This is a genomic window from Sphingobium sp. WR1, from assembly GCF_059693745.1.
Window position 1 is genome coordinate 43562 of the sequence record NZ_JCATID010000009.1, and the last position, 17836, is coordinate 61397.

Annotated in this window: 17 protein-coding genes and 1 pseudogene; 8 read left to right on the top strand and 10 right to left on the bottom strand. The window is 66.3% G+C overall.

The window, feature by feature from the left end; all coding sequences use genetic code 11:
* Positions 1-130: 130 nt before the first annotated feature.
* Positions 131-454, bottom strand: a complete 324-nt coding sequence (locus AC58EF_RS12490) for a hypothetical protein (RefSeq protein WP_497276627.1) — start codon at positions 452-454, stop codon at positions 131-133.
* 137 nt (positions 455-591) lie between these two features.
* On the opposite strand from AC58EF_RS12490, the pseudogene AC58EF_RS12495 reads away from it, so the two are divergent.
* The 4 genes and pseudogenes from AC58EF_RS12495 to AC58EF_RS12510 all read left to right on the top strand — a co-directional run.
* A pseudogene (locus AC58EF_RS12495) lies at positions 592-936 on the top strand (phage tail tube protein); the annotation flags it as partial.
* 40 nt (positions 937-976) lie between these two features.
* Positions 977-2362, top strand: coding sequence for a GTA baseplate fiber-binding domain-containing protein (locus tag AC58EF_RS12500; protein WP_497276629.1), 1386 nt, complete (start codon positions 977-979; stop codon positions 2360-2362).
* A 31-nt stretch (positions 2363-2393) separates the two neighbouring features.
* Positions 2394-2891, top strand: coding sequence for a DUF2793 domain-containing protein (locus AC58EF_RS12505; RefSeq protein ID WP_497276630.1), 498 nt, complete (start codon positions 2394-2396; stop codon positions 2889-2891).
* A gap of 200 nt (positions 2892-3091) precedes the next feature.
* Entirely contained in the window at positions 3092-4180 is a 1089-nt protein-coding gene (locus AC58EF_RS12510) for an OmpA family protein (protein WP_497276631.1), read from the top strand.
* 609 nt (positions 4181-4789) lie between these two features.
* Here AC58EF_RS12510 and AC58EF_RS12515 read toward each other — a convergent pair.
* Both AC58EF_RS12515 and AC58EF_RS12520 read right to left on the bottom strand, forming a co-directional pair.
* The gene (locus AC58EF_RS12515) at positions 4790-5116 is read right to left on the bottom strand and encodes an ArsR/SmtB family transcription factor (protein ID WP_497276632.1); all 327 of its coding nucleotides are present in this window, start codon (positions 5114-5116) and stop codon (positions 4790-4792) included.
* Positions 5103-5552 carry an SRPBCC family protein gene (locus tag AC58EF_RS12520; protein ID WP_497276634.1) on the bottom strand — a complete coding sequence of 150 codons (450 nt, stop codon included), beginning with the start codon at positions 5550-5552 and terminating at the stop codon, positions 5103-5105. The genes AC58EF_RS12515 and AC58EF_RS12520 overlap by 14 nt, the downstream gene beginning before the upstream one ends.
* Positions 5553-5629: 77 nt before the next feature.
* Between AC58EF_RS12520 and AC58EF_RS12525 the strand changes: the two genes are divergently transcribed.
* On the top strand, positions 5630-6178 hold the full coding sequence (locus AC58EF_RS12525; protein WP_497276636.1) for an AAA family ATPase: 549 nt from the start codon (positions 5630-5632) through the stop codon (positions 6176-6178).
* On the opposite strand, the gene AC58EF_RS12530 is transcribed toward AC58EF_RS12525, so the two are convergent.
* Together AC58EF_RS12530 and dxs are read right to left on the bottom strand one after the other, a co-directional pair.
* Complete coding sequence (locus AC58EF_RS12530) at positions 6160-7647, bottom strand: DUF4403 family protein (RefSeq protein ID WP_497276637.1); 1488 nt, start codon at positions 7645-7647, stop codon at positions 6160-6162. The two genes, AC58EF_RS12525 and AC58EF_RS12530, sit on opposite strands and share 19 nt — an antisense overlap.
* A 381-nt stretch (positions 7648-8028) precedes the next feature.
* Positions 8029-9948 (bottom strand): 1-deoxy-D-xylulose-5-phosphate synthase, encoded by a 1920-nt coding sequence (gene dxs / locus AC58EF_RS12535; protein WP_497276638.1) that lies wholly within the window; start codon positions 9946-9948, stop codon positions 8029-8031.
* Positions 9949-10205: 257 nt separating this feature from the next.
* On the opposite strand from dxs, the gene AC58EF_RS12540 reads away from it, so the two are divergent.
* On the top strand, positions 10206-10922 hold the full coding sequence (locus AC58EF_RS12540; protein WP_497276639.1) for an NlpC/P60 family protein: 717 nt from the start codon (positions 10206-10208) through the stop codon (positions 10920-10922).
* A gap of 210 nt (positions 10923-11132) precedes the next feature.
* On the opposite strand, the gene AC58EF_RS12545 is transcribed toward AC58EF_RS12540, so the two are convergent.
* From AC58EF_RS12545 to AC58EF_RS12560, 4 genes are read right to left on the bottom strand one after another with little or no spacing between them, the layout of a single operon-like run.
* Positions 11133-11600 carry a Fur family transcriptional regulator gene (locus AC58EF_RS12545; RefSeq protein ID WP_497276640.1) on the bottom strand — a complete coding sequence of 156 codons (468 nt, stop codon included), beginning with the start codon at positions 11598-11600 and terminating at the stop codon, positions 11133-11135.
* Positions 11601-11646: 46 nt separating this feature from the next.
* Positions 11647-11973: a DUF423 domain-containing protein gene (locus tag AC58EF_RS12550; protein WP_497276642.1), complete on the bottom strand. Its 327-nt coding sequence runs from the start codon at positions 11971-11973 to the stop codon at positions 11647-11649.
* Positions 11970-13769: a monovalent cation:proton antiporter-2 (CPA2) family protein gene (locus tag AC58EF_RS12555; RefSeq protein WP_497276644.1), complete on the bottom strand. Its 1800-nt coding sequence runs from the start codon at positions 13767-13769 to the stop codon at positions 11970-11972. The genes AC58EF_RS12550 and AC58EF_RS12555 overlap by 4 nt, the downstream gene beginning before the upstream one ends.
* Positions 13769-14191, bottom strand: coding sequence for an iron-sulfur cluster assembly scaffold protein (locus tag AC58EF_RS12560; protein WP_497276645.1), 423 nt, complete (start codon positions 14189-14191; stop codon positions 13769-13771). Before AC58EF_RS12560 ends, AC58EF_RS12555 begins: the two co-directional genes overlap by 1 nt.
* A 158-nt stretch (positions 14192-14349) precedes the next feature.
* On the opposite strand from AC58EF_RS12560, the gene AC58EF_RS12565 reads away from it, so the two are divergent.
* Positions 14350-14805 (top strand): YaiI/YqxD family protein, encoded by a 456-nt coding sequence (locus AC58EF_RS12565; protein ID WP_497276646.1) that lies wholly within the window; start codon positions 14350-14352, stop codon positions 14803-14805.
* The gene (locus AC58EF_RS12570; protein WP_497276648.1) at positions 14806-15978 is read left to right on the top strand and encodes a BaiN/RdsA family NAD(P)/FAD-dependent oxidoreductase; all 1173 of its coding nucleotides are present in this window, start codon (positions 14806-14808) and stop codon (positions 15976-15978) included.
* A gap of 60 nt (positions 15979-16038) precedes the next feature.
* Here the strand turns inward: AC58EF_RS12570 and AC58EF_RS12575 are convergent, their stop codons facing one another.
* Positions 16039-17748: an ATP-binding protein gene (locus AC58EF_RS12575; RefSeq protein WP_497276649.1), complete on the bottom strand. Its 1710-nt coding sequence runs from the start codon at positions 17746-17748 to the stop codon at positions 16039-16041.
* Positions 17749-17836: the final 88 nt, after the last annotated feature.

Below are 17836 nucleotides of genomic sequence, written 5' to 3' on the forward strand. Positions count from 1 at the left end.
GCAAGCATTGCGCGATCGGCTTCTCGACTGCGCTCGAAGCGAACGGATCAAGGTAAGGCATCTCGTTCTAAACGGCTGGCACCGCCAGACCTCCCCTGTCTCTCCCCCTGGGAGGGAAGATAGAAGCAGGTCAGCTCGGGCGGCTGTTTTCCTCATATTCGCTGGTGATCTTGTCGACATATTCCGAGATCTGGTCGTCGGCGTCCGCATTGGCTTCGGCGTCGGACATTTTGTCGGCCTTGTCCTGGGCGATGATGGCGGCGCGGAAGGCGGCTTCCTTGTCGGCGCAGGCCTTTTTCATCGTCGACTGAAAGTCGCCGACGGTCAGTTTCTTGTCGAGCGCGGGCTGGACCTGCGCGCTCAGGCATTTGGAAAATTCCTTGCGGCCATTGCCGACCGCGTCGGCCGACGGGACCGTGGCGAGCATCATCATGAGCGAAGCGGCAACAAACATCGGGACCTCTCCATAAACCCCAATTTCACCCTGAGACCGGTCACGCACGAGGCGTCCGAGTCTCCTGTTTTTTCGCGATTTTCCGGGCCGGAGCAAGGGGCTTCGCGCGTCGGTGTCGCTTGGCTGGAGAATGCGCCATGGGCGTCGAAAAAGGAAGTGCGTTTTTGCTGAAGGTAGGCGACGGCAACGCCCCGGCAACATATGCGACGGTGGCGGGAATGCGCACCACCCAATTGTCCGTGAACGGCGAGGCGGTGAACATCACCAGCAAGGATTCGGGCGGCTGGCGCGAATTGCTGTCGGGCGCGGGGGTGCGTTCCGTCAGCGTGTCGGCGGCGGGGCTGTTCACCGGCTCCGCGGCGGAAATACGCATCCGCGGCCATGCGCTGGCGGGCACGATCGAGGATTATGAATTGAGCTTCGAGAGCGGGGAACGGATGCGGGGGCGCTTCCTGGTCACGCGGCTCGACTATGCGGGCGACGGCGAGTGCGGCCGGGGACGTCATCTGCGGCGAGGCGCTGGTGCGACGGATCAACGGGCGGTCGGTCGATCCGGCCGAGCGGTCGGGCGGCGCGGCCGACGGCGTGCCGGTGGCGCTGAGCCTGCGCCATTATGACGCGGCGCGCGACTATCAGGCCGGCGTCCAGCGGGTCATGCGGCCGGGACCGGGGCGGCTGGAGAGCGGGATCGAACTGCCCGCCGTGCTGGATGCCGATGCGGCGCGCGCGCTGGCGGCGGCGCGGATCGGCGCGGCGTGGAGCGGCCGGGCGACGATGACGCTGCGGTGCGACTGGCGCGCGCTGACGCTGGCGCCCGGCATGGTCGTGACGGTCGCCGATGCGCCGGGGCTGTGGCGGATCGAGGAACGGGAATGGGAGGCAATGGTCGTGCGGCTGGCGCTGCGGCGGGTGCCGGGCGGGGGCGGCGGCCTGCCGACGGGCGCATCGTCGGGCGCGATCGTGCGGCAGGTGGATGCGCCGCATGGGCCGACGCGCCTGCTGCTGGCCGACCTGCCGCCGCTGCGCGACGCGGTGGCCAGCGCGCCTTTGGTCGTGGCCGCGGCGAGCGGCGGCGCGGGATGGCGCAGCGCGGCGCTGTTCGTGATCGGCGCGAGCGGCGAGGCGACCCCGGTCGGGCGGAGCGCGCCGCGCGCGGTGATGGGGGTGGCGGACGCGGCGCTGCCGATGGGGAGCGCGATGCTGGTCGATACGCGCCACGCGCTGACGGTCACGCTGCTGGCGGAGGATATGGCGCTGATGTCGAGCGACGAAGCCGGGCTGGCGCAGGGGCGCAATCTCTGTCTGCTGGGGGAGGAATTGTTGCAGTTCGGGCAGGCGGTGCGGACCGGGCCGGCAAGCTGGCGCCTGACCGATTTGCGTCGCGGGCTGCGGGGCACCGAATGGGCGATGGCGGGACATGGGCCGGGTGCGCGCTTCCTGCTGGTCGAGGAGGAGCGGCTGGTGGAGCCGCTGGCCATGCTGGGGCGCGAGGGCGAGGCGGGCGACACGCTGCGCCTGTCGGCGATCGGCATCGGTGACGCCGAGCCGGCCGAGGCGGTGCTGACCATCGAAGGCGCGGCGCTGACGCCGCCATCGCCCGTGCACCTGACGGCGCGGGCGGACGGCGGCGGCGGCTGGGCGATCGGATGGACCCGCCGGAGCCGCAATGGCTGGCGCTGGCTGGGCGGGGCCGACGTGCCGCTGACCGAGGAAAGCGAGCGCTATGCGATACGGGTGATGCGGGGCGCGACGCCGATCCGCAGCGCCGAGACTGACGCGCCGGGCTGGACCTATGCGGCGACGATGATCGCGGCGGACGGGACGGCGGGCGAGGCGCTGAGCGTCGAGGTGCGGCAGTTGGGAACCCTGGCACGGGGGCGCGCGGCGCAGATCGGGATAGCGGCCTGACGGGCCTGGCGGATGAAGAGGAGGGAATGAGATGGATGCAACGCCGCGCTGGGCGCTGCCGCTGCTCTATGCAGGGCAGGCGCAGAAGGAACTCTTTCATAATGAAGCTTTGGCGCTGGTCGACACCCTGCTGCATGGGGTGGCGGAAAGCGCCGATCTGGCGGCGCCGCCGGCCGACCCGGCGACCGGCGGATGCTGGATCGTGGCGGCGGGCGCGAGCGGCGAGTGGAGCGGCCGGACGGGGATGATCGCCTGCTGGACCGAGGGCGGATGGCGCTTCGTGGCGCCGCGCACGGGCCTGTCCTTCCATGTCGTCGACCGGAACCATGCGCTTTTCCATGATGGCACCGAATGGCGCGCGTCGGTCATACGGGGCGATGGCCTGTATCTTGACGATGAACGGGTCGTCGGCGCGCGGGCGGGGGCTATTGCGGACACCGCCGGCGGCAGCGTGATTGACGTTGAAGCACGGTTAACCATCGACGCCATTTTGACGGCACTGCGCGGGCATGGACTGATCGAGAGCTGACATTACGATATTATGCTTTTTATATTGCATCGTCGCGTCAATAGCCTGGGATTTTCATCCATTAGCCTCAGGGGTCTACGGAAGATGAGCTAGTGCGTTATTTTTGCAACGGTTTCACGAATTGTGGACTTGCCATGAAACCTTCTTGCCGATACAGGGTTTCAGCAGTCCTTCGTGACACTTTTGAAAGGGGAATCCATATGCGGAAGCTTGCCCTCGCGGCTGCGCTTGCGACCAGTGCCCTGGCCACCCCGGCCCTGGCGCGTGATAACAGCTGGTATGTTGGCGTGGACGCCGGCGTGCTGCTCGTCGAAGATCAGGACCTGACCTTCGATTCCGTTCCTGTCGGTGGCCTTGCGGCCCCGTCGATCGACTATCATAAGGGTTATGATTTCGACGCGAACATCGGTTATGACTTCGGCGGCTTCCGCCTCGAAGCCGAAGCCGCCTACAAGCGCGCCGAGATCGACCTCGATAAGATGGGCCCTGAGGGTGTGCGCTTCGGCGGCGCTGCTTCGGCTCTTTCGTTCATGCTGAACGGCCTGCTCGACTTCGGTCCGGATGACGGCCTGCAGGGCTTCGTCGGCGGCGGTGTCGGCGTGTCGCGCGGCAAGCTGGCTTCGGACGTCGTGAACGACAGCGACACCGGCTTCGCCTGGCAGGCGATCGCGGGCGTTCGCTACCCGGTCACCAACAATGTCGACGTCTCGCTGAAGTATCGCTTCTTCAACCAGGACGATATCAAGCTGATCCCGGCCTATTCGAGCGTCTACGGCAATGCCGGTTCGAACGCCGAAACCAAGCTGCGCACGCACAGCCTGCTGCTCGGCCTGACCTACAACTTCGGCGCTCCGGCTGAAGCGGCTCCGCCGCCGCCGCCTCCCCCGCCGCCTCCGCCGCCCCCGCCGCCGCCTCCGCCGCCCCCGCCGGCTGCTGAGTGTGCGCCTGGGCCGTACATTGTCTTCTTCGAATGGGACAAGTCGGACATCACGCCTGACGCCGCCACCATTCTGGACAATGCGGTTTCGGCCTACAGCAGCTGCGGCAGCGCCCAGGTCATGTTGGCCGGCCACGCGGACAAGTCGGGTTCGGCTTCGTACAACGTCGGCCTGTCGCAGCGCCGCGCTGACGCGGTCAAGGCCTATCTGGCTTCGAAGGGTATCCCGGATGGCGTCATGACCACCCAGGCCTTCGGTGAATCGCAGCCGCGCGTCGAAACCGCCGACGGCGTCCGCGAAGTCCAGAACCGTCGCGTGGAAATCAGCTACGGTCCGGGTTCGGGTCAGTAATCAGATTGTCCGTCCTTCATGGATGGATGAGGGAAGAGGGGCCGGTCGCAAGATCGGCCCCTTTTTCGTTGGTCGGCGGTTCGCGCGTTGCGATCGTCGCGCAGGTGGAGACGCTGCCGGAGGGATGCTTGTCGTTCGGCTAAGGCCGGGCGATCCCGCCTTCCGGTCGTGGCCGGCTGGTTCAGCGCGCTGCGGGGCCTGACATGGGGGGGGCTGACATGGGGGGGCGTGAGCAGGGCGCCTGGAGAATGATGAGGTCAAACGGAATTGCCTCTCGCTCCTTCGGAGGATGCGTGCTTCTCTCTCAGGGCCTGCGGGGGCATCGTGAAGGGATGACGGCTGCGGCGAGATGGAGCATGGCTTCAAGGCCTTGATCGATTTTGCAGGGGCGCTGGTGATGTGTGGCAATATTGTGTATTTGCGGTGAAGTTCTCGATCCGGCAACGTCCTTCGTGCAGCCCGGTATCAACCGGGATGGGCTTGGCGCGGCTGTTGCGATAGGATGATCCCGGCGCCGAACGTAATGCTCTCGATCAATGGAGCGGCGCTCGTCGCGCCAGTCCTGCGCGCCTGCGCCGCTGATCCCGCAATTCTATATGGAGGGGCTCTCTAATCGCTCCCATCCTCCACCAGGGACTTGAGCCGGGCGAGCGTGCCATCCCATTGCGCGTTCACCTGGTCGAGCCAGCGCCGCGCAGCCTCGATGGCGTCGCGTCGCAGCGCATAATGGACCTCGCGTCCGCTCCTGCGGCGATGCACCAGTCCCGCGTCATGCAGGACGTCCAGATGCTTGGCGACGGCCTGCCGGCTCATCGGCAGTCCTTCGCCCAGCTTCGCGATCGAGCGTTCGCCGCCGTCCGACAATCGGGACACCAGCCCCAGACGCGTCATGTCTCCCAGCGCCGCGAACAGCAGCGCCGGATCAGCGTTCGGCATAACGCTTGATATTCTCCACCTGCTCCGCCCAGCCACCGTCATTGGAACGCAGCACATTGCTGCGCCGCGGTTCCGGCACCTTGTCGAACCCACTTTCGGTGACGGTCAGCTTCGTGCCCGTGGCGATCGGTTCCAGCAGAAACTCGACCAACATCCATTCCGGCACGCCATTTCTGATCGCTTCCTCGTCGCCGCCCGTAGCGGGCCATTCGAAGGCGAAGCGCGTCATCGGCTCGATCGCCACGGTGCGCGATTCCCAGGGGAGATGTTCGTAGCCGGGATAGGTCATGCGGCCGGTATTAGTCTGGCCGACGGCGAAAGGCTGGTCGAGCGCCACCAAGAACCAGGCGCCGAATTTCTCATGGTCGACCAGCGCGTCCCAGACTCTCGCGACAGGGGCGGCGATCTCGATGGTTTTGATGATGGAATCGGTCATATGGGCAACCTCCTGGTTGCTTGATAACCCTATTCAGAATTTTTGCAACCAAATAGTTGCCGGAAAGAGAAGAAATGATGGGTCGACATTTTGTTGTGATCACGGGTGGACCGGGATCGGGAAAGACGAGTCTCATAGAGGCGCTGGCCGGAGAGGGGCTGTCCGTCATGCCCGAAGCTGGCCGCGCCATCATCCGCAGCCAGAGCGCGATCGGCGGCCGGGCGCTGCCATGGGACGATCGTGCGGCCTTCGCCGAGGCGATGTTGCAGTGGGAACTGCGATCCTATGAGGAGGCGTTGCGCCGGGAAGGGCCTGTCCTGTTCGATCGGGGCATCCCCGACGTCATCGGCTATCTGACCCTGTGCGGCCTGCCGATCCCGGCGCCTGTGCGGCGGGCCTGCGAACTCTATCGCTATCAGCCGGTCGTGTTTCTCGCGCCGCACTGGCCGGCGATCTACGATCAGGATTCGGAGCGGCGCCAGTCGGAGGAGGAGGCCGAAGCGACCTGCGCCATGATGCGGTGCTGCTACCGGGATCTGGGCTATAGGGTGCGCGAACTGCCCCTGGCCCCGGTGGCGGAACGGGCGGGCTTCGTCATGGCCGAAATTCAGCGAAGCCCCGGTTGATAGCGGATGCGCGCCGTCCCCTGCGCCTCGACCGGCAGATGCAGGCCCGCGCCATAGGCGTGAATCCTGCCCGTCTCGATCCGATCGATGCGGCTCTCAATCAACAAGTCGCCCAGCCGCTTTTCGGCGATGGCGCGGCGGATTTTGCCCTCAAGCGCCTCCAGATCCCTGGTGAAATTCTGGGTGAGCGAGGCGGCGATGAGCGGGGAAAAGGCCGGACTGCTGCCAAGCGCCACCAGCATGTCGCCCGCGACGCCATCCGTGGCGCCGGTGACGGTCAGGTCGGCGAAGCGGACTTCGGCGCTGTCGGGCGCGTTGACCGGGCGCGCCATCAGCCAGATGCGGCCATATGTTTCCCCCATCTTGCCGGAGGCGGACCGGGCGGCGAGCGTGACGCCGACCGCGATCCGCCCCCCGTTGGCGCCATAGGCCTCGACTTTGTCGAAGCGCGCGATGACAGGGCCGATGGCGGGCAGGGCGAAGGGCTGGGCAGCGCGTTTGGTCAGCGCCCGCAGGATCACCGGTTCCAGTTGCGCATAGTTGGCGGTGACTGGGATAGCCATGGCGAAACGGCCGTCGGCCCGCGCGCGCGCGGGCGGCGGCAGGGGCGTGGGCGCCGGGTCATTCGGACGCGGCCCGACGAAGCTCTCGGTGATCGCCTCCAGCCCAAGATCGAGCCGCAACCGCCCGCCGCTCAGGGCATAGCCGCCATAGAGCAGCCTCTGCGGCGTCACCCGCATCCAGACGGCGGGATTGCGCGCGTTGAGTTCGAGCGTCGCAAAACCCTGACGCCAGAGTCGCTCCACCTTGGGCCGCAAATGCACCTGCGCCAGTTCGCGCGGCAGGTCACGCTCCAGCTTTCGCACGATCGGTTGCAGCTTCTCGTCCGCCCGATCGGTGAAGCGGATGCGCCGGCCCAGAAAATCGATGCCGGGCGGCGTGGTCCAGTCATAGGTCAGCCGCACCTTGCCGGTCAGCGCCCAGTCGGGCGTCAGGTCGAGGCGGATGCGGGCATGGGCCATGGCCGCGCCGGTCGCGGTTTCCCCCTTCAACCGGCCGTGCACGTCGCGCGCGCTGATCTGCGCCCGGATCGGCACGTCGGCGACGATATCCTGCCCTTCGCCGCGCAGCCGGATGGGACCGCGCGTGACGGCGCCCTGGATCGCGCAGTTGATCGGCGGCGTGACCTTGATCTGTTTGCCGAACAGCTTCACCCGCTGGGGCGCGACGCATTGCGCGGCGGGCTCGTCGATCGACCAGAGCATCCGGGGCACGGCCGCTTCGACGGTGCGTCTGATGATCGCCGCATCGCCCTCTATCGGCGCCGTCAGGATGGAGGATTTTTGCGCGGTCGGGACGGGATCGTCCGCGCGGGGCGGGGGCTTGTCCTCTTGCCTGGGGTGGCAGGCGTTCAGGATCAGGAGGAAAGCGGCAGCCGGAAAGAGGGTTTGCCCGACACGCCGCACCATATTGTCCCTCTATCCCATGGCGCACCAATCATCGCATGATCGGCACGGTCCGGCTAGTGGTCCGATTCTGACATTCGACACCGCTTGAGGCCATGTCCCACACGAATGTCAGAATCTATTCGGACCACTAGAAATATTTGATTCTAGTGGATTTTACGATTTTGACATTTGCAGACCCATCCCAACCGCCAGGGGATGCAAATGTCAAAATCTAATCCACTTGAGCGCAAGAGGCGGGAATTGGTTCCTATGCGGCGTCAGGCGCGCGCCTCCGCGCCGACGCTGTTGTGGCGCAGCGCGGTCAGCACCGTGGCCACGATCGCGTCGGCGTCCAGNTAATCCACTTGAGCGCAAGAGGCGGGAATTGGTTCCTATGCGGCGTCAGGCGCGCGCCTCCGCGCCGACGCTGTTGTGGCGCAGCGCGGTCAGCACCGTGGCCACGATCGCGTCGGCGTCCAGCCGGGCGTCGGCATATTGCCTTTCGGGCTTGTCCTGGTCCTGGAAGATGTCAGGCAGGCGCATGGTGCGCAGCTTCAGGCCATTGTCGATTAGGCCCAGATCGCTCGCCAGCGTCAGCACATGGGCGCCCAGGCCGCCGATCGACCCTTCCTCGATCGTCACGGCGACTTCGTGGCTGGTCAGCAGCTTGCGGATCATCGCCTCGTCCAGCGGCTTGGCGAAGCGCAGGTCGGCGACGGTGGTGGAAAGCCCCTTGGCCTCCAGCGCCTCGGCCGCCTTCATCGCTTCCTCCAGCCGCGTGCCGAGCGAGAGGATGGCGACCTGCCGCCCCTCGCGCACGATGCGGCCCTTGCCGATTTCCAGCCGCTCGGGAACGGGCGGCATGGCGACGCCGGTGCCGTTGCCGCGCGGATAGCGCACCGCGATCGGCCCGCTGTCATGGACGGCGCAGGTATGGACCATATGGACCAGTTCGGCCTCGTCGGCGGCCGCCATCACCACGAAATTGGGCAAGCTGGCGAGATAGGCGACGTCGAAGCTGCCCGCATGGGTGGAGCCGTCCGCGCCGACCAAGCCGGCGCGGTCGATGGCGAAGCGGACGGGCAGATTCTGGATCGCCACGTCATGCACCACCTGATCATAGGCGCGTTGCAGGAAGGTCGAATAGATGGCGCAGAAGGGGCGCATCCCCTGCGCCGCGAGGCCTGCCGCGAAGGTCACGGCATGTTGTTCGGCGATGCCCACGTCGAACGTCCGGTCGGGGAAAGCCAGTTCGAACTTGTCGAGGCCGGTGCCCGACGGCATCGCCGCCGTGATCGCGCAGACGGCCGGATCGCGCTCCGCCTCGGCGATCAGCGCCTGGGCGAAGACATGGGTGTAGCTGGGCGGACCCGGCGGCGCCTTGGCCTGGGTGCCGGTGATGATGTCGAACTTCTGCACGCCATGATATTTGTCGGCCGCCGCCTCGGCCGGGGCATAGCCTTTGCCCTTCTGCGTCACGACATGGATCAGGCACGGCCCTTCGGCCGCGTCACGGACATTTTCCAGCACCGGGATCAGATGGTCGAGATTATGGCCGTCGATCGGGCCGACATAATAGAAGCCCAGCTCCTCGAACAATGTGCCGCCGGTCGCCATGCCGCGGGCGAATTCGTCGGTCTTCTTCGCGGCCTTGTGCAGCGGGCGGGGCAGTCGGCGCGCCAGCTTCTTGGCGAGGTCGCGCAGACCGAGAAACTCGCGGCTCGACACCAGCCGGGCGAGATAGGCGGACAGGCCGCCGACCGGCGGGGCGATCGACATGTCATTGTCGTTCAGGATCACGACCAGCCGGTTGCCGGCCTCGCGCGCATTGTTCATCGCCTCATAGGCCATGCCGGCCGACATGGCGCCGTCGCCGATCACGGCGATCGCCTTGCCCGGCTTGTCCTGCATCTTGTTGGCGACGGCGAAGCCCAGCGCCGCGCTGATCGAGGTCGAACTGTGCGCCGCGCCGAACGGGTCATATTCGCTCTCGGCGCGCTTGGTGAAGCCGGACAGGCCGCCGCCCTGGCGCAGGGTGCGGATGCGGTCGCGCCGGCCGGTCAGTATCTTGTGCGGATAGCATTGATGGCCGACGTCCCAGATCAGCTTGTCGGCCGGGGTGTCGAACACATAATGGATCGCCGTGGTCAGCTCGACGACGCCGAGGCCCGACCCCAGATGGCCGCCCGTAACGCCGACTGCGGCGATGGTTTCCGCGCGCAGTTCGTCAGCGAGCTGGCGGAGCTGATCCGGCTCAAGCTTGCGCAGGTCCGACGGAAAGGCAACCTGGTCGAGCAGCGGTGTGTGCGTGTGGTCGTTCATAAAGCCAATCTGCAAGAATGGCCCTCATTTAGGGGGAAAATTCGGTCATGGCTACCTTGCTTGTCCCATCAACACAGGAGGAAAATAACTCGATCAAATTATTATGTAATCGTAAATATATATTAAGTTTATTTTAATATAATGGATTCATTAAATTGAATAAAAGTTGGCTATCTGTCATAAATTGGATATGAAATCAGCATAATGTCGCAAAATTACTTGAGATATTTCGATATTGTTCAAGGAATGGCGCGGTCATGACAAGTAAATCCAAAGCGACAGTTGAGAAGATTCAACATGCCCTGGCCCGCAAGGGGTTCGATCCGGGGATCATCGATGGAATATGGGGGCGGCGCACCGAAACGGCGGCCAGGGCGTTCCAGCGATCGGTCGGGCTGCTGCCCGACGGCGTCGTGGGACCCAAGACGTGGAAAGCTCTGTTCGGCGAGGACGAAATCCCGGCGGTCGCGGACAGTCCGGCCATAGCCTGGTTTCAGGAGGCGCGCCGACTGATCGGCGTGCGCGAACGGGTCGGGCCGGGCAATAATCCTATATTGATAGACTGGGCGGATCATGCCGGGATCGATTATGATTCGGACGATATCCCCTGGTGCGGCCTTTTCGTCGCCCATTGCGTCAGCGCGACGCTGGCGGGGGAGACGCTGCCCGCCAATCCGCTGGGCGCGCGCGCCTGGCAGCGCTTCGGCACGCATTGCGATCGGACGCTGGGCGCGATCCTGGTCTTCTGGCGGGGCAGTCGCGACGGATGGCTGGGGCATGTCGGCTTCTATGCCGGCGAAGATGACAGCGCCTATCATGTGCTGGGCGGCAATCAGGGGGATGCCGTGTCGATCACCCGCATCGCCAAGGGGCGACTGCTCGACACGCGCTGGCCCGCGACGGCGCCGATGACGGGCGCCGGGCCGCTCATGCTGGCGGCGGGAGACACTTTCTTTTCGACCAACGAAGCCTGACCGGACGGCGGTCGCCCGCCCGGGGCAGATCGACATTCGGGATTGGCACAGGCCAGCCCGCCGTCATGCTGATGACAATCAGCATCCATTCAGCGCTACGCTCGAACGGGTGTCCCGAATGGATCCTGACTTTCGTCAGGATGACGGAAGATTACAGGCAAGGCCGTTCCGGTTGCCTGCATGTCGATCCGCCTCAAGCGGGCGACCGCTTCAGGCGGTGCATCGGGCGCAGACGCCCAATATCTCTATCACCGGCCGCTCCGGCCGGAACCCTTCCTGCTCGGCGATGGCGCGGACTTCGCCCGTCACCTTGTCGTCATCGACATGGGTCGCCTGCTTGCAGGTGCGGCACACCAGGAAGATGCAGTCATGATGGCAGCCCGGATGGGCGTTGGCGATATAGGCGTTGGCGCTTTCCACCCGCATGGCGATGTTGTTCGCGACGAACAGGTCGAGGATGCGATAGACGCTGTTGGGCGCGACCCGCTTGCCGCGCGCCTTCGACACATTATCGGCGATGTCATAGGCCGACGCCGGCTTTTCCTCGGCCGCCAATGCATCGAAAATGGCGGCGCGCATCGGCGTCCATTGCTCGTTCTGCGCCTCCAGCGTGGCGCGTGCGGCATCGGCCAGCTTCGTGCCGGTGGGTTCCTGATGATGATGGTGAGCGTGGGCCATGGACTTTATCTAGGCGCGGTCGCGGTTTCCGGCAAGATAGGGCGGATCAGCGCTGGGAGAAGCTCCATGCGGCCCAGAGCCATCCCGCGATCATCAGCGTGCCCCCGATCGGCGTCACCGCGCCCAGCCAGCGGGGTCCGCCCAGCGCCATGACATAGAGCGAGACGGCAAAGATCGCCGCGCCGATCAGCAGCAGCGCCGCCGCGCCCCGCGCCATGCCCAGTATCGCGACCGCCGCGACGGCGTGGATCAACTGGTAGAGGCCGCCGGTGCGCAGCCATTCCGCCGCCTTGGGATCAGTGACGCCATGGGCGCCGAACGCGCCCGCGCCGATGGCGAGCGCCGCGGACAGGCAGGCCAGTATCGCGATCATATGTCTTCCTTCTCCCCCCGGCTCAGCAGCCGCATCGCCTTGCCCGGCCGATAGAGCAGATCCTTGGCCGCGATCAGATCGCCATGCTTGATCTGGAGCGCGAAACGCTGTTCGTCATTGGCGCGATATTGGCGCTCGACTTCCTCGACCTCCCCCTGCGGCACGCCCAGCGACTGCATCGCCTGCACGCCCATGCAGATGGCCGATTCATAGACTTCGCGCACCACCCCGGCCAGGTCCATGTCCTGCAACGCCAGCACCTGCCGCCGATCGAAGGCGCGGACGATCAGCGCCGCCTGCGGGAAGGCTTCGGCGATCGGCTGGAGCGCCCGGCTGTCGAGCGAGGGATCGTCGATGCAGAAGGCGATCAGCCGCGCCTCGTCCGCGCCCGACCGGCGGAGCAGGTCGATGCGGGTGCCGTCGCCATAATAGACCTTCATGTCGAACCGGCTCGACACCTCGATCTGCGCGGGCTTCTTGTCGATCAGGGTGACGCCGAAGCCATGACCCATCAGCATCTGCGCGACGGTCTGGCCGAAGCGGCCATAGCCCACGATGATGGCGCTGCCGCGTGGCGCATCCTCGGGACCGGGCAGGCTGCCATCGTCCTTGGGCCGGGCGAATTCGAACCGGCGGGCGAACAGCATCAGGAAGGGCGTCGTCGCCATGGAGAAAGTGACGATGGCGCTGAACAGGCTGGCGGCCTGCGGCGCGATCAGCAGCGCGCCCTGCGCCTGGGCGAACAGGACGAAGCCGAATTCACCGCCCTGGCTCAGCAGCAGGCCAGCGCCCAGCGCCTGCTGCCCGTTCATGCCGAACAGACGGGCGAGGCCGGTGATGATCGCGGTCTTGGTGACGACCAGCATCGCCGCCATCGACAGGACGAAGATCGGGTTGGCGGCCACCGTGTGGAGGTCCAGCACCATGCCGACCGCCAGGAAGAAAAGGCCGAGCAGGATCGAGCGGAACGGCTCCACGTCGGATTCGATCTCATGGCGATAGGGCGAATCGGCCAGCATCACGCCCGCGACGAAGGCGCCCAGCGCGGTCGACAGGTGCAGCGCGTGCATCAGCGCGGCGGCGGCGAGGACGGTGAACAGGCCGACCGCGACGAACAGTTCGCGCTCGCCCATCCGCCCGACCAGCGCCAGCAGCGGGCGCAGGATGAAGCGGCCCGCCAGCACCAGTCCGGCGATGGCGGCCACGGTATAGCCCGCCATCATCCATCCCGGCGGGCCGCCGGCATCGGCCGGGTTGCGGGACAGGGCGGCGACGATGGTGATCAGCGGAACGATCGAGAGATCCTGGAACAACAGGATCGAAAAGACCTTTTCACCGAAAGGCGAGTTGATGCGGCCGCTGGACTTTAGGCTGGGCAGCACCTGCGCCGTCGACGACAAGGCGAGCGGCAGGCCGAGCGCGATCGCCGCGCCCCAGCTGAAGCCGGTCGAATAGAAGATGAGCGCCGTCAGCGCGCAGCCGCACAAGATGACCTGCGCCGCGCCGAGCGCGAAAATGTCGCGTTTCAGCCGCCACAGCCGCGCCGGATGCAGTTCGAGGCCGACGAGGAACAGCAGCAGGACGATGCCGATTTCCGCGATGGCGAGCTTCGACTCGGCGCCGCCGACCAGCCCCAGCCCCTGCGGCCCGACCAGCGCGCCCGCGACCAGATAGCCGAGCACCGCGCCCAGCCCGAAGCGGCGGAAGAGCATCACGAAGAGAACCGCCGCGCCCAGCAGGATGACGCCTTCGGTGAGCAATATGTCGGTGGCGCCGGTGGCGGCATGGGCGTCCATCAGGCGTCGGCCATGCGTGCGGCTTCGGCGATCGCCTCGAAACCGAGCCGGATCGAGGCATGGCGGGCGGGATAGCCGCGCGCCGGGGCCAGCACCGCAAGGCCCGGCCAGAAGTCGAGATCGTCGCTTTCCCCCGCCAGATAGGCGGTCAGCCGGTCGCGCGCGTCGGCCAGTTCCTCCGCCGTCAGGCCGATCGCCTGCGCGGCCATCAAAGCGGCCGACGCCTGCCCCAGCGCGCAGGCCTTCACGTCCAGCCCCATTTCGGCCAGCCGTCCGTCCGCCATTTTGACGTCGGCCGTCACGCGCGACCCGCAGGTGGGGGATCGCTTCTCCACGGTCGCCTGCGCGTCGGGCAGGCGCTGGTGATGCGGGATGCTCGCGGCCAGCCGCAATATGTCCTTGTTATACAGGGGGGCACTCATATCGAACCATGTAGGACAGGAGCGGCGCGGGGTGAAGGTGGCGATTGGGTTTGGAGGAAAATAGAAGGAATTAGCCTGCACGAAATCCTCCCCTGCAAGGGGAGGATTTGATCGCTGGGCCATTGTCTCGACTGATCCACCCGCCTATCGCGCAGGCCATGAAGATATTGGTCGATGCCGATGCCTGCCCGGTGAAGGAGGAAATCTACAAGGTCGCCTGGCGGCATGAGGTGCCCGTGACGATCGTCAGCAACAGCCCGATCCGCATTCCCGCCCATCCCTTGCTCGACCGGGTGGTGGTGAGCGACGGCTTCGACGCCGCCGACGACTGGATCGCCGAACGGGCCGACAAAGGCAGCATCTGCATCACCGCCGACATATTGCTGGCCGATCGTTGCCTGAAGGCGGGCGCGGTGGTGATCGCGCCCAATGGCAAGCCCTTCACCACCAGCTCGATCGGCGCGGCGGTCGCGACGCGGGCGATCATGGCGGACCTGCGCGCGGGCGCAGTGGGCGATGCGATCGGCGGGCCGCCGCCCTTCTCCAAGGCCGATCGCTCGCGCTTCCTGTCGGCGCTGGACGAGGCGCTGGTGCGTCTGAAGCGGGGCCGCTGAATGGCGGACTATGATGCGATCGTGCTGGGCGCGGGCGCGGCCGGTCTGATGTGCGCCAGCGTGGCGGGGCAGCGGGGCCGGCGGGTGCTGCTCGCCGACCATGCCGATGCGCCGGGCAAGAAAATCCTGATTTCCGGCGGCGGGCGGTGCAATTTCACCAATATCCACACCGCGCCCGACCGCTATCTGTCGACCAATCCCCATTTCGCCAAGTCGGCGCTGGGCCGCTACACGGCGCAGGATTTCCTTGCGCTGGTCGATCGCCACGGCATCGCCTGGCATGAAAAGACGCTGGGGCAGCTCTTCTGCGACGGGTCGGCGAAGCAGATCGTCGCCATGCTGGAGGCGGAATGCGCGAAGGGTGGCGTCGCCATGGCGCTGGGCCAGCCGGTCACGGACATCGGCCATGGCGACGGCCTCTATCGCGTGCGGATCGGCGACCGGGAGCATCGCGCGCCCGCTTTGGTGCTGGCGACCGGCGGGCCGTCCATTCCCAAGCTGGGCGCGACCGGCTTCGCCTATGACGTGGCGCGGCGCTTCGGCCTGTCGGTGGTGCAGCCGCGCCCCGCGCTGGTGCCCTTCACTTTGGGGCCTGACGACGCGCTGTTCCAGTCGCTGTCGGGCGTGTCCGCCGATGTCGAGGTGCGCTGGAACAAGACGCGCTTCCGCGAGGCGGCGCTGTTCACCCATCGCGGCCTGTCCGGTCCGTCGATGCTCCAGATCAGCAGCTATTGGCAGCATCGCACGCCGATCCAGGTGAATTTCCTGCCCGATCGCGCGGCTGACTGGCTGCTTGCCGAAAAGCGCGAACGGCCCCGCGCGTCCTTGCGCAAGACGCTGGCGCAGGCGCTACCCGAACGGCTGGCCGATGCGCTGCTGGAGCGGATCGGCGTGCAGGGGGAGGTGGGCGCCCTGTCCGACAAGGCGCTGCGTCAGGCCGGGGCGCGACTTTCCGACTGGCCTTTCATCCCGTCGGGCACCGAAGGCTATGCCAAGGCGGAAGTGACGGTGGGCGGCATCGCCACCGCCGGCCTGTCGTCCCGCACCATGGAGGCGGCCAAAATGCCCGGCCTCTATGCCATTGGCGAGGCGGTGGACGTCACCGGCTGGCTGGGCGGCTATAATTTCCAATGGGCCTGGGCCAGCGGCCGGGCCGCCGGGCAGGCACTTTAGAGCGGGATGACATTTCCCTGGGTGGATCAATGTGAAGTCATCATACTCTAGGAAGCCGGGTCAGGCCACCTGCGCCCGCGCGGCGGCCACGCTCGCCTGGAGATGCTTCTGGCGGAAGGGCTTGGACAGACGCGCAATGTCGGGCGCGATCAGGTCGATCCCTTCATAGCCGGATATGATCAGCACGGCGATGTCCGGCTGATCGACCCGCAGCCGCAGTCCCAGTTCGACGCCGGTCATGCCCGGCATGACATGATCGGTGATGACGATGTCCGGGCGATAGCCGGCTTCGATCATGCCGAGCGCGGTTTCGGCATTTTCGACATCGACCACGTCATAGCCAAGGTCGATCAGCATCTCGCGCGTGCTGTTGCGGACCAGCGCATTGTCGTCGACCAGCAGCGCCTTCCCCTGATAGGCGCCGGCCGCCGCGTCGGGCGTCGCCGGATCGGCGGGCGCGGCCTTCGCCTTCTCGACCGGCAGCCAGAGCTGTATCTGCGTGCCCCGACCGACTTCGCTGTCGATCTCCAGCGCGCCGCCCAGCTGGCCGACCAGGCCATGCGCCATCGACAGGCCCAGGCCAGTGCCATGGCCGGCCGGCTTGGTCGTGAAGAAGGGCTCCATGGCCGCTGCCTTCACCTTCGGGGTCATGCCCGTGCCGGTGTCGGCGATGGTCAGGCACACATATTTGCCAGGCTTGAGCAGGGTGGGAAGCCCCCTTTGCCGGACCTCGGCCGTGATGCTCAGCTTTCCGCCGTCGGGCATGGCGTCGCGGCTGTTGACGGCGAGGTTGAGGATCGCCAGTTCCAGCTGGTGCGCGTCGGCATGAACCGCCGGCAGCGATTGCGGCGCATGGACCGCCAGGGTCACGCGCGGTCCCATCGTGCTGGCGAGCAGCGCCCCCATGCCGGCGAGCAGGTCGGGCAGGTCGACCCCGGTCGGCTGGAGCGGCTGGCGGCGGGCGAAAGCGAGCAGTCGCTGGACTAGCGTTTGCGCGCTTTCCGCCGCCTGCATGGCGATGCCGGCGGTCCTTCCGGTCGCGCCGGGCGCGCCATTGCCCGACAGGATAAGGTCCAGGCCACCGATGATCGGTGTCAGCAGATTGTTGAAGTCATGCGCGACATGGCCCGTCAGCTGGCCCAGCATCTCCATCTTCTGCATCTGGCGCAGCTTGTCCTGGGACTTTTCCAGTTCGCTGCTCTTCTCCCGCACGCGCTGGTCGAGCTGGCCGTTGAGCGCCTCCAGCGAAGCGAAGAGGCGGCCATTTTCAAGCGCGGTCGACGCGGCGCGGGCCAACGCTTCCAGCAGGGCGATCTGGTTGTCGGTGGGCGCTTCGGCCTCGCACCAATAGGCGCCGACCGCGGCGATCGGGTCGATCCGGCCGATCGGCACCATCACCATGCTGCGCACGAATGTCCGGCGATAGGCCTCGGCCGGGACGCGCTCGTCCTGGAACACGTCCGGGATGACGGCGGTCTGGTGGTTGAGCATGGCCCAGCCGGACACGCAGCGCTCCATCGGGAAGCGTTGCCCGGCCCATAAAGGCTCCATCGAATCCTCGGCGATATAATGGCATTCATCTTCATCTCGCAGGACGATGGTGATGCCGTCGGCGCCGACGACCCTGCGCGCAAAGGCGCGCAGGACGGCCGTGACGGCGTCCAGCGAGCGCGCGCCGGCCAGGGCCTCCATTGTCTCCGCCGCCATGCTCCAGCGCGCCGCGAGCGCCTTCTGCTCGGACGCCAAATCGCTGTTGGTGCCTGTCTTCATCGTGCGACCCCTGAATCGGACATGATTCCCCTATATCATTGAAGATGACACATAGGGAAATGGACGATCGTCAGAGGGTTAGGGTGGA

What these genes read in the sequence shown, in the direction of transcription:
- AC58EF_RS12490 (WP_497276627.1), bottom strand. Translation starts at nt 454, where the DNA reads ATGTTTGTTGCCGCTTCGCTCATGATGATGCTCGCCACGGTCCCGTCG.
- AC58EF_RS12505 (WP_497276630.1), top strand. Translation starts at nt 2,394, where the DNA reads ATGGATGCAACGCCGCGCTGGGCGCTGCCGCTGCTCTATGCAGGGCAG.
- AC58EF_RS12510 (WP_497276631.1), top strand. Translation starts at nt 3,092, where the DNA reads ATGCGGAAGCTTGCCCTCGCGGCTGCGCTTGCGACCAGTGCCCTGGCC.
- AC58EF_RS12515 (WP_497276632.1), bottom strand. Translation starts at nt 5,116, where the DNA reads ATGCCGAACGCTGATCCGGCGCTGCTGTTCGCGGCGCTGGGAGACATG.
- AC58EF_RS12520 (WP_497276634.1), bottom strand. Translation starts at nt 5,552, where the DNA reads ATGACCGATTCCATCATCAAAACCATCGAGATCGCCGCCCCTGTCGCG.
- AC58EF_RS12525 (WP_497276636.1), top strand. Translation starts at nt 5,630, where the DNA reads ATGGGTCGACATTTTGTTGTGATCACGGGTGGACCGGGATCGGGAAAG.
- AC58EF_RS12530 (WP_497276637.1), bottom strand. Translation starts at nt 7,647, where the DNA reads ATGGTGCGGCGTGTCGGGCAAACCCTCTTTCCGGCTGCCGCTTTCCTC.
- dxs (WP_497276638.1), bottom strand. Translation starts at nt 9,948, where the DNA reads ATGAACGACCACACGCACACACCGCTGCTCGACCAGGTTGCCTTTCCG.
- AC58EF_RS12540 (WP_497276639.1), top strand. Translation starts at nt 10,206, where the DNA reads ATGACAAGTAAATCCAAAGCGACAGTTGAGAAGATTCAACATGCCCTG.
- AC58EF_RS12545 (WP_497276640.1), bottom strand. Translation starts at nt 11,600, where the DNA reads ATGGCCCACGCTCACCATCATCATCAGGAACCCACCGGCACGAAGCTG.
- AC58EF_RS12550 (WP_497276642.1), bottom strand. Translation starts at nt 11,973, where the DNA reads ATGATCGCGATACTGGCCTGCCTGTCCGCGGCGCTCGCCATCGGCGCG.
- AC58EF_RS12555 (WP_497276644.1), bottom strand. Translation starts at nt 13,769, where the DNA reads ATGGACGCCCATGCCGCCACCGGCGCCACCGACATATTGCTCACCGAA.
- AC58EF_RS12560 (WP_497276645.1), bottom strand. Translation starts at nt 14,191, where the DNA reads ATGAGTGCCCCCCTGTATAACAAGGACATATTGCGGCTGGCCGCGAGC.
- AC58EF_RS12565 (WP_497276646.1), top strand. Translation starts at nt 14,350, where the DNA reads ATGAAGATATTGGTCGATGCCGATGCCTGCCCGGTGAAGGAGGAAATC.
- AC58EF_RS12570 (WP_497276648.1), top strand. Translation starts at nt 14,806, where the DNA reads ATGGCGGACTATGATGCGATCGTGCTGGGCGCGGGCGCGGCCGGTCTG.
- AC58EF_RS12575 (WP_497276649.1), bottom strand. Translation starts at nt 17,748, where the DNA reads ATGAAGACAGGCACCAACAGCGATTTGGCGTCCGAGCAGAAGGCGCTC.